This window comes from Pantoea sp. S-LA4 (genome assembly GCF_054482835.1).
Map to the genome: position 1 here is coordinate 3,328,878 of NZ_JBTLRC010000002.1, position 12,477 is coordinate 3,341,354.

Annotated in this window: 12 protein-coding genes; 10 read left to right on the forward strand and 2 right to left on the reverse strand. The window is 54.8% G+C overall.

Annotated elements, in window-relative coordinates; genetic code table 11:
* Positions 1 to 93: 93 nt before the first annotated feature.
* Complete coding sequence (gene mreB, locus ACX3P5_RS16425) at positions 94 to 1,137, reverse strand: rod shape-determining protein MreB (RefSeq protein WP_003855260.1); 1,044 nt, start codon at positions 1,135 to 1,137, stop codon at positions 94 to 96.
* A 310-nt stretch (positions 1,138 to 1,447) separates the two neighbouring features.
* Entirely contained in the window at positions 1,448 to 3,397 is a 1,950-nt protein-coding gene (gene csrD, locus ACX3P5_RS16430; protein WP_233986979.1) for an RNase E specificity factor CsrD, read from the reverse strand.
* 285 nt (positions 3,398 to 3,682) lie between these two features.
* On the opposite strand from csrD, the gene msrP reads away from it, so the two are divergent.
* The 10 genes from msrP to fis all read left to right on the forward strand — a co-directional run bounded on the left by msrP (position 3,683) and on the right by fis (position 12,129).
* Positions 3,683 to 4,687 (forward strand): protein-methionine-sulfoxide reductase catalytic subunit MsrP, encoded by a 1,005-nt coding sequence (gene msrP / locus ACX3P5_RS16435; RefSeq protein WP_233986978.1) that lies wholly within the window; start codon positions 3,683 to 3,685, stop codon positions 4,685 to 4,687.
* Positions 4,688 to 5,293: a protein-methionine-sulfoxide reductase heme-binding subunit MsrQ gene (gene msrQ, locus ACX3P5_RS16440; protein ID WP_233986977.1), complete on the forward strand. Its 606-nt coding sequence runs from the start codon at positions 4,688 to 4,690 to the stop codon at positions 5,291 to 5,293.
* Between the two features lie 232 nt (positions 5,294 to 5,525).
* The gene (aroQ, locus tag ACX3P5_RS16445; protein ID WP_233988118.1) at positions 5,526 to 5,978 is read left to right on the forward strand and encodes a type II 3-dehydroquinate dehydratase; all 453 of its coding nucleotides are present in this window, start codon (positions 5,526 to 5,528) and stop codon (positions 5,976 to 5,978) included.
* A 25-nt stretch (positions 5,979 to 6,003) separates the two neighbouring features.
* Positions 6,004 to 6,465 carry an acetyl-CoA carboxylase biotin carboxyl carrier protein gene (accB, locus tag ACX3P5_RS16450; protein ID WP_031375128.1) on the forward strand — a complete coding sequence of 154 codons (462 nt, stop codon included), beginning with the start codon at positions 6,004 to 6,006 and terminating at the stop codon, positions 6,463 to 6,465.
* Positions 6,466 to 6,476: 11 nt separating this feature from the next.
* The gene (gene accC, locus ACX3P5_RS16455) at positions 6,477 to 7,826 is read left to right on the forward strand and encodes an acetyl-CoA carboxylase biotin carboxylase subunit (protein ID WP_233986976.1); all 1,350 of its coding nucleotides are present in this window, start codon (positions 6,477 to 6,479) and stop codon (positions 7,824 to 7,826) included.
* 72 nt (positions 7,827 to 7,898) lie between these two features.
* Positions 7,899 to 8,141, forward strand: coding sequence for a YhdT family protein (locus ACX3P5_RS16460; RefSeq protein WP_233986975.1), 243 nt, complete (start codon positions 7,899 to 7,901; stop codon positions 8,139 to 8,141).
* Positions 8,131 to 9,576 (forward strand): sodium/pantothenate symporter, encoded by a 1,446-nt coding sequence (gene panF / locus ACX3P5_RS16465; RefSeq protein ID WP_458969007.1) that lies wholly within the window; start codon positions 8,131 to 8,133, stop codon positions 9,574 to 9,576. Before ACX3P5_RS16460 ends, panF begins: the two co-directional genes overlap by 11 nt.
* 16 nt (positions 9,577 to 9,592) lie before the next feature.
* The gene (gene prmA / locus ACX3P5_RS16470) at positions 9,593 to 10,474 is read left to right on the forward strand and encodes a 50S ribosomal protein L11 methyltransferase (protein WP_233986973.1); all 882 of its coding nucleotides are present in this window, start codon (positions 9,593 to 9,595) and stop codon (positions 10,472 to 10,474) included.
* A 369-nt stretch (positions 10,475 to 10,843) separates the two neighbouring features.
* Positions 10,844 to 11,809: a tRNA dihydrouridine synthase DusB gene (gene dusB / locus ACX3P5_RS16475; protein ID WP_031375133.1), complete on the forward strand. Its 966-nt coding sequence runs from the start codon at positions 10,844 to 10,846 to the stop codon at positions 11,807 to 11,809.
* A gap of 23 nt (positions 11,810 to 11,832) precedes the next feature.
* Positions 11,833 to 12,129 (forward strand): DNA-binding transcriptional regulator Fis, encoded by a 297-nt coding sequence (gene fis, locus ACX3P5_RS16480; protein WP_003855228.1) that lies wholly within the window; start codon positions 11,833 to 11,835, stop codon positions 12,127 to 12,129.
* Positions 12,130 to 12,477 lie beyond the last annotated feature (348 nt).

Sequence of the window (12,477 nt, forward strand, 5' to 3'; positions counted from 1 at the left end):
CCCTGAGCTGGACGCATTGCACCGGCGCATAGCGCGCCGGTTGACACGCGACTCCCTGCGCATCGTCATGACGTTCTCAGCCGGTTGAGGCAATTATTCTTCGCTGAACAAATCGCCGCCATGCATGTCGATCATTTCCAGCGCCTTGCCGCCACCGCGAGCCACACAGGTCAGCGGATCTTCAGCGACAACCACCGGAATGCCGGTCTCTTCCATCAGCAGACGATCCAGATTACGCAGCAGCGCACCCCCGCCGGTCAGTACCATGCCACGCTCGGAGATATCCGACGCCAGTTCAGGCGGACACTGTTCCAGGGCAACCATCACCGCGCTAACGATGCCGGTTAACGGCTCCTGCAGCGCTTCAAGGATTTCGTTGGAGTTGAGCGTAAAGCCGCGCGGTACCCCTTCAGCCAGGTTACGGCCGCGCACTTCAATTTCACGCACTTCGTCGCCCGGATAGGCGGAACCGATCTCATGCTTGATACGTTCTGCGGTCGCTTCACCAATCAGTGAACCGTAGTTACGACGCACATAATTGATAATAGCTTCATCGAAACGGTCACCACCAATACGCACCGACGAGGAGTAGACCACGCCGTTCAGCGAGATCACGGCCACTTCTGTGGTACCGCCACCGATATCGACTACCATTGAACCGGTTGCTTCCGACACGGGCAGGCCAGCACCGATCGCAGCCGCCATCGGCTCTTCAATCAGGAAGACTTCACGCGCACCGGCACCCTGAGCGGACTCACGGATGGCACGACGTTCAACCTGCGTGGCCCCAACGGGGACGCAGACCAGCACACGCGGGCTGGGACGCATAAAACTGTTGCTGTGGACTTGTTTGATGAAGTGCTGCAGCATCTTTTCGGTGACGAAAAAGTCAGCAATAACGCCATCTTTCATCGGGCGAATGGCTGCGATGTTGCCTGGCGTACGGCCAAGCATCTGTTTTGCGTCATGACCCACGGCCGCGACACTTTTCGGCGAACCGGCACGATCCTGGCGAATAGCTACCACGGAAGGCTCGTTCAGCACGATGCCCTGTCCTTTCACATAAATCAGGGTATTCGCGGTACCCAGGTCAATGGACAAGTCATTGGAAAACATGCCACGAAATTTTTTAAACATACTAAGGGATAATCCTGCAAGCTGGGGGCGGAAAATAAAATCCGCTTACTTTACCAACCACACGAAGCTGCCACAAGGCGCAAAAACGTTCTGCTTCGGTGAAAAAAGACGCCAAATTGCGTTTAAGTCATCTGAACCGGCCATCAGTGGCAGCAGAATGGCGACAACACGCCATCGGCTCCGGTTTTCATGGCATTTCGCACCCTTGTTTCCGACATAAAATCTAACATTTCCGACAGGCTCATTTGCGACGTCATCCTGACTCAACGCTAAAAAAGGGCGGCGTCGCCGTCAAAAAGTTCGCAATCCGCTAAATACGGTAACGTTGGGAATACTTCTTCACGTTACTGTTTACCGGAAGCGAAGGCGCAAAGAAGTCGCCCTGACCGCCTGCAACACCCAATGCCACCAGCGTCTGCCACTCGGCTTTCGTCCGCACCCCGGCAGCAAACACCTGGGTATGGGTTGATTTACAGACTTCCAGCAGGCTCTGCACAAAGAGCTGATTTTCGGTACGGCGCTCAATGTTGCGCACCAGACCGGCATCAAGCTTGATCAGTTCCACCGGAAGTTGTCGGATATAGGCGCTACTGACCACCGTTAAACCCGCCTGATTGACCGCGATACGACAACCAAATGCCTTAAGTGCGCGAAATACTGGCGTTAAACGATTGATGTGTTGACAGACATCTGCCTCGGCAAGTTCAAATAAAAATCGCTTTCTTTGTCCTTTCGGGCATTGCAGCAACATATTCTGCAGCCAGAGCACAAAAGAACGGTGTAACAGCGAGTCGATCGTGACCGGCAATACCAGCGTCTCTTCCGGCCAGAGCTCCGATAAGGCCGCGATGCGCGTCACCAGCTGGCGATCCCAGCTGTCGGCCATGCCGAGCTGTTGCACCAGCGGCATATATTCGGCCGCCAGCACCTCTTTATCGCCGTCAAAAATCCGGGTCAGCATCACGCGATGCTGCACCTTACCCTCGATACTCACCGCCGGTTTCTGATACAGACGCGGGCCGCCGCGGCTCAGGGTATTTTCCAGCAGCGTTCGCCAGCGCACGCTTCCGCGCCCGGCATCCAGCGGATTACCGGCACCGTTGGTCCAGTTATTGCCGCCTAACAGCGCCGCCCGTCGGGTCGCCATTTCGGCGTTTTCCATCACCTGTGGCACGGTCTGTCCGCTGTGCCAGGCGCTGATACCGATATGAATCAGATCATCGCGGTTCACCATCCGCATCGGCGGCAGAGAATCGACGGCGTTAATCAGCTGATCGGCAATGCTGTTGGCCTCTTTCAGGCTGCGGTGCGGCAGCAATACGGCAAAATCACTGCGAAAGTAGCGGGCCAGCAATGCGCCAGGATAGCGCAGCACAAAGGTCGAGAGCATGTTGACGAAATTAAACAGGTACTCGTCGACCAGGCCTGGCTCCAGCGTTTCGCTATGCATGTCCAGATCCGGCAGGCGAATCATCATCACAACGCCGTGGGTACCGACATCCTCCTGATCTTCCAGCAACGTGGCGAGCTGGTTATCAAAGAACAGTCGATTATTCAGGCCGGTACGACCATCCTGCGCCGCAAAGGTACGGATCAGCGTATCGATGCGCAGACGCTGTTCACCCGCTTCCTGCAGATCGGAGAGCAGCACATCCAGCGCGCGGCTTGCTTTCGGCGGCCACTCATCCAGATTACGTTTCGGCATCACGCCGCGTTCACCGTCGATGATCGCCCCGGCACGGACTTCAAGGTGCTCCATGCCGCGCCACTGACGGCGGAGCCAGCGATGCAGAATAAACAGCAGCAGACTCATCACCAGCATCACCGTTGACAGCGTGCCCAGCGCGTACGCTCCGATAATGGAACGCAGCCAGGTCCTGGCCGGATCGAGAGTCACCACCCGCAGATGCATACCAGGCTGATGGATCAACGGCACGTCGAACTGAATAAAACGATTAGGCTGGTTATCCAGCATCAGATTTTCGTGACGGGATAGCGTAAAAAAGGTGTGGTCACCGCTGTAGAGTGAAACCTGCTCGGCATTAATGATCGGCATTAATCGCGTAATCCAGCTATCTAACTGAGCAGGAGTCTGGGTAAACAGCGCCTTGTCCACTTCGGTTGCCAGTACCTGCGCGCGCTGTTCGCCACGCTGATGGCTGAACCAGAAAACGCTAAAAGCACAGCCAACCAGCATCAATATGATGGCCAGTATGCTAAGAAAGGTAATAAACGCAGAAAGTTTTGTGGTTAATCGCATCCCTGTGCCTGTGTTACTGCGGTGATAACCGGATCACCCAACCTTGTACCGTCAGCCTGACGAAAACGCGAGCAAAATAGCATAATTTGCGTTTAGCGACAGCGCCGTGACGACTGAAGCGGAAGTATATCGTCGGGAAAGCAGCGCTGATGTTGATCCCGGCGCTTTTCGGTGCATTCTCATCGCACCGGTCAGCCAGGAAATTTCACATTTTATCGGCGAAACTGGCTGCGATCGGTAATAGTCATCATGCTGGTCAATAAGACCACGGCTGGAGAGTGCACCATGAAGCGCAACAATGTTCTGACGGAAGCCGACGTAACGCCGGAAACGATTTTTAATATGAAGCGCCGCCAGGTGCTGAAGACGCTGGGACTGAGCGCGGCCGCGATGGGTATGCCGGGCGTGGCAAAGGCCGATATTCTCAGCTGGTTTAAAGGCAACGATCGTCCCGCTGCACCCGCCGGCCGTGCGCTGGACTTTAGCAAGCCGCCGCAGTACCAGGCCGACCTGACACTGACGCCAGCGGAAAAGGTTTCTGGCTATAACAACTTCTATGAGTTTGGTCTGGATAAAGCCGATCCCGCCGCCAATGCCGGCACGCTGAAAACCGATCCCTGGAAACTCACTATTGATGGTGAGGTAGCCAGGCCGATCACTCTGGATATGGATGACATCTTCAAACGTTTTGCCATGGAGCAGCGTATCTACCGCATGCGTTGTGTCGAGGCCTGGTCGATGGTGGTGCCGTGGGTCGGCTTTGAGCTGGGCAAGCTTCTCTCTCTGGCCGAACCCACCAGCAAAGCACGTTTTGTGGCTTTCCAGACGCTGTACGATCCCGAGCAGATGCCGGGTCAGAAAGATCGCTTTATTGGTGGCGGGCTTAATTATCCTTATGTTGAGGGATTACGGCTTGATGAAGCGATGCACCCGCTGACACTGCTGAGCACCGGCGTCTACGGCAAGGCGCTTCCGCCACAAAATGGCGCGCCGATTCGCCTGACGGTGCCATGGAAATATGGCTTTAAGGGCATTAAGTCGATCGTCAAAATCACCCTGACCGCCAATCAGCCACCAACCACCTGGAACCAGATCGCGGCGGATGAATATGGTTTCTATGCCAACGTTAATCCGCACGTTAACCACCCGCGCTGGTCGCAGGCCACCGAGCGCTTTATTGGTCCCGGCGGCAGCCTGAAAGTGGAGCGTCAGCCCACTCTGCTGTTTAACGGCTATGCCGAGCAGGTGGCTTCGCTCTATCGCGGCCTCGACCTGCGGGAGAATTACTGAGTGGTACGCCTGTCGCTAAAACAGATCACCTGGCTCAAGGTGATTCTGCATCTGGCGGCTCTGCTGCCGCTGGTTTATCTGATCCTTGCCGCTATGCAGGGCGGATTAAGTGCTGATCCGGCCAAAGATATTCAGCACTTTACCGGGCGGATGGCGCTGAAATTGCTGCTGGGCACGCTGCTGGTCTCTCCGCTGGCGCGCTATGGCAAGCAGCCGCTGTTGATCCGCACGCGTCGCCTGCTGGGTATCTGGACCTTTGTCTGGGCCTGCCTCCATCTGCTGAGCTACTACCTGCTGGAATTAGGCGCTGATAATCTGCGTCTGCTGGGCAGCGAGTTAATTTCTCGTCCCTATTTGACACTGGGTATCATCAGTTGGGTGATATTACTGGCCCTGGCGCTGACCTCTTTCCAGCGGGCGCAACGTAAGCTCGGCAAACGCTGGCAGACGTTGCATAACGCCATCTATCTGGTCGCAATTCTCGCCCCGATCCACTACATCTGGTCAGTCAAAATCCTGTCGCCGCAGCCACTTATCTATGCACTGCTCGCTGCGCTGTTGTTAGCGTGGCGTTACAAAAAGTTTCTCAAATGGTGGCCCCGCTAGTCCTTCTGTGGTTGTTTTCCTCCCTGACTATCTGCTAAAAGATGTGGCCTTCGGGTCACATCCGATCATCTTCGCAGATAAGACCAGTATTTTGCTGCGAAATGACACGAAACGGATATAATGCCCGGCTTTATTGCAAGGCGGGTCTTCTTTTTCATCGTGAAAGGTGACAAAAGGAAATTGGCAAGGTATTTTACGCGATGCCTCAATGATTGCGGGAGATGGCAGCAAGATGGCGCATAAATTACATATTCTGCTTTTAAACGGACCCAACCTGAATCTGTTGGGAACGCGCGAGCCAGAGAAGTATGGTCACACCACACTGCAGCAGATTGTGGACGATCTTGCACGTCAGGCAGACCAGCTGAATGTGGAATTAAGCCACTTGCAATCCAACGCTGAGTTTCAGCTGATTGATCGCATTCATGAGGCCAAAGGCAATGTGGATTACATCATTATCAATCCTGCCGCGTTTACCCATACCAGCGTCGCGCTGCGTGATGCCCTGTTAGCGGTATCGATTCCGTTTATTGAGGTTCATCTCTCAAATGTGCATGCACGCGAGCCCTTCCGCCATCACTCCTATCTATCTGATGTATCTGCTGGCGTCATCTGTGGGCTTGGCGCTGACGGCTACACATGGGCTTTACAAACGGCAGTAAAACGCCTGTCTCAAACTAATTAATCAAACTGAGTACGGAACCCCACTCATGGATATTCGTAAAATTAAAAAACTGATCGAACTGGTTGAAGAATCTGGCATCTCCGAGCTGGAAATCTCCGAGGGCGAAGAGTCCGTTCGTATCAGCCGTGCACCTGCAAATGTTGGTTATCCGATGATGCAGCAGGCTTATGCTGCGCCGGTACAGCAACCCGCTCTGGCGACAGCTGTCGCGCCCGTTGCGGCCATTGCTGAAGCCGCACCGGCTGAAATCAGCGGCCATATTGTGCGTTCACCAATGGTCGGGACGTTCTATCGCACGCCAAGCCCGGACGCAAAAGCCTTCATCGAAGTGGGTCAGAAAGTGAATGCCGGCGATACCCTGTGTATCGTTGAAGCCATGAAGATGATGAACCAGATCGAAGCCGACAAGTCTGGTGTGGTGAAAGCCATTCTGGTCGAGAGCGGTCAGCCGGTCGAATTTGACGAGCCACTGGTTGTCATCGAATAACGGGGCGGACCATGCTGGATAAAATTGTTATTGCTAACCGCGGTGAGATCGCGCTGCGCATTCTGCGTGCCTGTAAAGAGCTGGGCATCAAGACTGTGGCGGTCCACTCAAGCGCGGATCGTGACCTGAAGCACGTGCTGCTGGCGGACGAAACCGTCTGCATCGGCCCGGCGCAGTCAGTCAAAAGTTACCTCAACATCCCGGCGTTGATCTCCGCAGCGGAGATCACCGGCGCGGTGGCGATTCACCCAGGCTACGGCTTCCTCTCTGAGAATGCTGATTTTGCCGAGCAGGTTGAGCGCTCAGGCTTTATCTTTATCGGCCCGAAAGCAGACACCATTCGCCTGATGGGCGACAAAGTGTCGGCGATTAACGCGATGAAGAAAGCCGGTGTGCCAACCGTACCGGGCTCCGACGGCTCGCTGACCGATGATATGGAAAAGAACCGTGCCTTTGCGAAGCGCATCGGTTATCCGGTGATCATCAAAGCGTCCGGCGGCGGCGGCGGTCGTGGTATGCGCGTCGTGCGCGGCGACAAAGATCTGGAACAATCCATCAACATGACGAAAGCGGAAGCCAAAGCGGCTTTCAACAACGACATGGTTTACATGGAGAAGTATCTGGAGAATCCTCGCCACATCGAGATTCAGGTACTGGCTGACGGTCAGGGCAACGCCATCTATCTGGGCGAGCGCGACTGCTCAATGCAGCGTCGTCATCAGAAAGTCGTGGAAGAAGCGCCAGGCCCAGGTATCACTGAGGAACAGCGTCGCTTCATCGGCGATCGCTGTGCCAAAGCCTGTATTGAGATTGGCTACCGCGGCGCAGGCACCTTCGAGTTCCTGTATGAAAACGGTGAGTTCTACTTCATTGAGATGAACACCCGTATTCAGGTTGAGCATCCGGTGACCGAGATGATCACCGGCGTCGATCTGATCAAAGAGCAGCTGCGTATCGCTGCTGGTCAGCCACTGTCGATCAAACAGGAAGATGTGATCATTCGCGGACATGCGGTTGAATGCCGTATCAACGCTGAAGATCCGGTTTCCTTCCTGCCGAGCCCGGGTAAAATCACCCGCTTCCACGCGCCAGGCGGTTTTGGCGTGCGCTGGGAATCGCACATCTATTCGGGTTACAGCGTACCGCCTTACTACGATTCCATGATCGGCAAGCTGATCACCTACGGCGAAACCCGTGAAGTGGCCATTGCCCGCATGAAGAATGCGCTGGCGGAACTGATCATCGACGGTATCAAGACCAACATTGAACTGCAGATGAAGATCATGTCCGACGAAAACTTCCAGCACGGTGGAACCAATATCCACTATCTGGAGAAAAAACTCGGCTTGCACGAGAAGTAATCGCAACGCTGAGTTAGTCAGAGGCCGGTTAATCCGGCCTTTTTCTTTTGCCGCTGGCGTTAAGGTTGAATCATGGATGCTCGTTTTATTCAGGCGCATAAAGAGGCCCGCTGGTCACTCTATCTGACCCTGCTCTGGCTGGCTGTTTGGGGGCTTTCCGCCTGGCTGGGCGGGAGCGAAATGGGGATCACCGGCTTACCGCGCTGGTTCGAACTCTCCTGCGTCTTTGCGCCTCTGCTGTTCATTTTTTTATGCTGGCTGATGGTCCGCGTGATTTTCCGCGACATGTCGCTGGAGGATAAAAATGAATTTTGACATTATCCTGCCTCTCTTAATTTATCTGGTGCTGATCGCCGCGCTGTCAGTCTTCGCGGTCCGTAAACAGCGTCAGGGCAACTTCCTGACCGAATATTTTCTTGGCAGCCGCTCAATGGGCGGGTTTGTGCTGGCCATGACCCTCACGACCACCTATATCAGCGCCAGCTCGTTTATTGGCGGACCCGGTGCCGCCTATAAATATGGCCTGGGATGGGTATTGCTGGCGATGGTTCAGGTTCCTGCCGTCTGGCTGTCGCTCGGCGTGCTGGGCAAGAAATTCGCTATCCTGGCGCGTAAGCATAATGCGGTGACGCTGAATGACATGCTTTATGCGCGCTATCAGAGTCCGCTACTGATCTGGCTGGCCAGCCTGAGCCTGCTGGTGGCGTTCATTGGTGCCATGACGGTGCAGTTTATCGGCGGTGCGCGATTGCTGGAAACCGCGGCGGGGATTCCGTATGACACCGGCTTACTGATTTTCGGCGGCACCATTGCGCTCTATACCGCCTTTGGTGGCTTCCGCGCCAGCGTGCTCAATGACGCGATGCAGGGCGTGGTGATGCTGATCGGCACCTTCCTGCTGCTGTTCGCCGTGATCCATCAGGCGGGCGGGCTGAGCACCGCCGTGCAGAAGCTGCACGCTATAGATCCGCAATTACTGTCGCCGCAGGGACCAGGCGAGATCATTACCCCGACCTTTCTGAGCTCATTTATCGTGCTGGTCTGCTTTGGCGTGATCGGCCTGCCGCATACCGCGGTACGCTGCATCTCCTATAAAGACAGCAAGGCGGTACATCGGGCGATTATCCTTGGCACCATTGTGGTGGTGATCCTGATGCTGGGTATGCATCTGGCGGGCGCGCTGGGACGGGCCATCCTGCCCGATCTGACGGTGCCGGACCGGGTGATCCCCACCTTAATGATCACCGTGCTGCCGCCGCTGGCCGCTGGACTGTTTCTGGCGGCCCCGATGGCGGCGATTATGTCGACCATCAATGCCCAACTGTTGCAGGCATCCGCTACGCTGATTAAAGATCTCTATCTGCGCGTTGCGCCGCAGCAGATGGAAAATGAGCCGCGGCTGCGGCTGTTATCTGGCGGCATTACCTTTGTGCTGGGCATTCTGCTGCTGATTGCCGCCTGGAATCCGCCTGATATGATCATCTGGCTCAACCTGCTGGCGTTTGGCGGCCTGGAGGCGGTATTCCTCTGGCCGCTGGTGCTGGGCCTTTACTGGGAACGTGCCAATGCGGCAGGAGCCATCACCGGTATGGTTACCGGTGGCGGTTGCTACGCGTTTCTGGCGAGCCTTAACCTGCAAATCATGGGCTTCCATCCGATTGTGCCTTCCCTGCTTTTAAGCCTGCTGGCGTTTTTAGTGGGTAACCTGTTTGGACGCGCGCCGCAAACTGCCGACGCGCCGCAACAATGAACGTAAGAGAGACGTTATGCCGTGGATTCAAATCAAGATAAACAGCTCGGGTGAACATGCTGAAACGCTGAGCGATGCGCTGATGGAGACCGGTGCGGTCTCCGTCACCTTTCAGGATACCCATGATAATCCGGTCTATGAGCCACTGCCGGGCGAAACCCGCCTGTGGGGCGATACGGATGTGATCGGCCTGTTCGATGCGGAAAGTGACATGGACGCCATTGTCGCTGAACTGGCACAACATCCGCTGTTAGGTGCTGATTTCCGACACAAGATCGAACAGATCGAAGATAAAGACTGGGAACGCGAATGGATGGAGAACTTCCACCCGATGCGTTTTGGCGAACGGCTGTGGATCTGCCCAAGCTGGCGCGATGTGCCCGATCCGACGGCGGTGAATGTGATGCTCGATCCAGGCCTGGCCTTTGGCACCGGCACCCATCCCACCACCTCGCTCTGCCTGACCTGGCTGGATGGACTGGATCTGACCGGGAAAACGGTGATCGACTTTGGCTGTGGCTCGGGGATCCTGGCGATCGCTGCGCTGAAGCTCGGTGCAGCGCAGGCCATTGGTATTGATATCGATCCGCAGGCGATCCAGGCCAGTCGCGATAATGCTGAACGCAATGGCGTTTCCGATCGTCTGTCGCTCTATCTGCCCCACCAGCAGCCGGAGAACCTGCAAGCGGATGTGGTGGTCGCTAATATCCTGGCCGGTCCATTACGTGAACTGGCCCCGCTGATTAGCGTACTGCCAAAGCCGGGCGGTCACCTTGGACTCTCTGGTGTATTAGAGAGCCAGGCCGAAGGCGTCTGCGAAGCCTATGCTGAGCAGTTCGCGCTCGACCCGGTTGCGGTCAAAGAAGAGTGGTGCCGGATCACCGGCGTGAAGGCCTGAATCCAGCGCATGATTTTGTCGCCTGACAGCCTCCCGGATTTGCACTGAACCGGCTGCAGAGCCTCTCCGGCCAGCCCGTAGCGTAAGGTGCGGGCTTTCTGCATGCTGAATGGTTGCTTGTATCGTTAATCACGGCATGTGACGTTTATTATCTGGTTAAACAGGCTGCTTTTTCGGAAAAACGTTTGTTCACAATTTCAGCATTAATATCTAATTGTCTGATAATTATGGTTATTTTGTAAATGGCGGAGTGATCACCCGGATTTCATTGATCTTTCTTGCTGATTGTTCAAAGTTTGGCCTTTCATCTTCAGGAAAAAATGCGTAATATACGCCGCCTTGCAGACACAGTATGGCCATTCTGACTTCATGCGTATTGGAAACCTCCAGCTGAGAAATCGACTGATTGCAGCCCCTATGGCCGGGATTACCGACAGGCCATTCAGGACGCTGTGTCATGAAATGGGTGCAGGCATGGCAGTTTCTGAGATGTTGTCTTCGAACCCGGAAGTCTGGGCCAGTGACAAATCTCGTTTACGCATGGTGCACAGTGATGAGCCAGGCATTCGCGCCGTGCAAATTGCCGGTTGCGATCCCAGCGAAATGGCGCAAGCTGCACGGATTAATGTTGAGGCCGGTGCACAGGTTATCGACATTAATATGGGCTGCCCTGCCAAAAAGGTTAACCGCAAAATGGCGGGTTCAGCCTTGCTGCAATATCCCGCCGTGGTGGAGTCAATTCTCTCCGCAGTGGTCAATGCAGTGGATGTGCCGGTAACACTGAAAATTCGTACTGGCTGGGATCCTGAAAACAGGAACTGTGTCGCGATTGCCCAATTGGCTGAACGTTGTGGTATTCAGGCTCTGACGATACATGGCCGCACTCGTGCCTGCCTGTTCAACGGGGAAGCTGAATATGACAGCATTCGGACAGTTAAGCAGAGTGTCTCTATTCCGATTATCGCGAATGGAGACATAACTGACCCGCATAAAGCCAGAGCGGTGCTCGACTATACAGGGGCCGATGCTCTGATGATAGGACGCGCTGCTCAGGGAAGACCGTGGATCTTCCGGGAAATCCAGCATTATCTGGACACTGGGGAGCTGCTTGCCCCGCTGCCAATGGCAGAGGTCAAGCGCTTGCTTGTTTCGCATATACGTGAGCTGCACGACTTTTACGGTTCAGGCAAGGGATACCGTATAGCGCGAAAGCACGTCTCCTGGTATCTCCAGGAGCACGCCCCGAATGACCAGTTTCGGCGCACATTCAACGCCATTGAGGATGCCAGCGAACAGCTGGAGGCGTTGGAGGCATACTTCGAAAATCTTGCGTAACGAAATAAAGAGCTGAAAGAACTATGTTCGAACAACGCGTAAATTCTGACGTACTGACCGTTTCTACCGTTAACTCACAGGATCAGGTAACTCAAAAACCTTTGCGTGATTCGGTTAAACAGGCACTGAAGAACTATTTTGCTCAACTGAACGGTCAGGATGTAAGTGACCTGTATGAGCTGGTTTTGGCTGAAGTCGAGCAGCCTCTGTTGGACATGGTGATGCAGTATACCCGTGGCAACCAGACCCGTGCTGCCCTGATGATGGGTATCAACCGCGGTACGCTGCGTAAGAAATTGAAAAAATACGGCATGAACTGATTCTGGTTCTGTCTGTTAATTACGCCAGCCTTCGGGCTGGCGTTTTTATTTGTGCGCTGTTCCACAAAGCATCGGCAATTCAGGTGAAACAGTTATCGTCAATATGGTAACTATAGTTGCAATCGCTGCCGTGATATTTCACTGCCTCGCTTTCTCACTCTTCTCTCCCGACGTCGCCTCTCCGGTACGTCAGCCCGCCCGGCGATTCCCGGTCAGCGCTGGCTTCTGTGATCCTGCACGCCTTTAAAAGCAAAGCATCTCCTGCATACATTTGCGCCTGAGTGATGGCTCACATTGCTTCCATATAGTGAAACTATTTGCACTAAATGTGATCGGGTCGACTCGCAT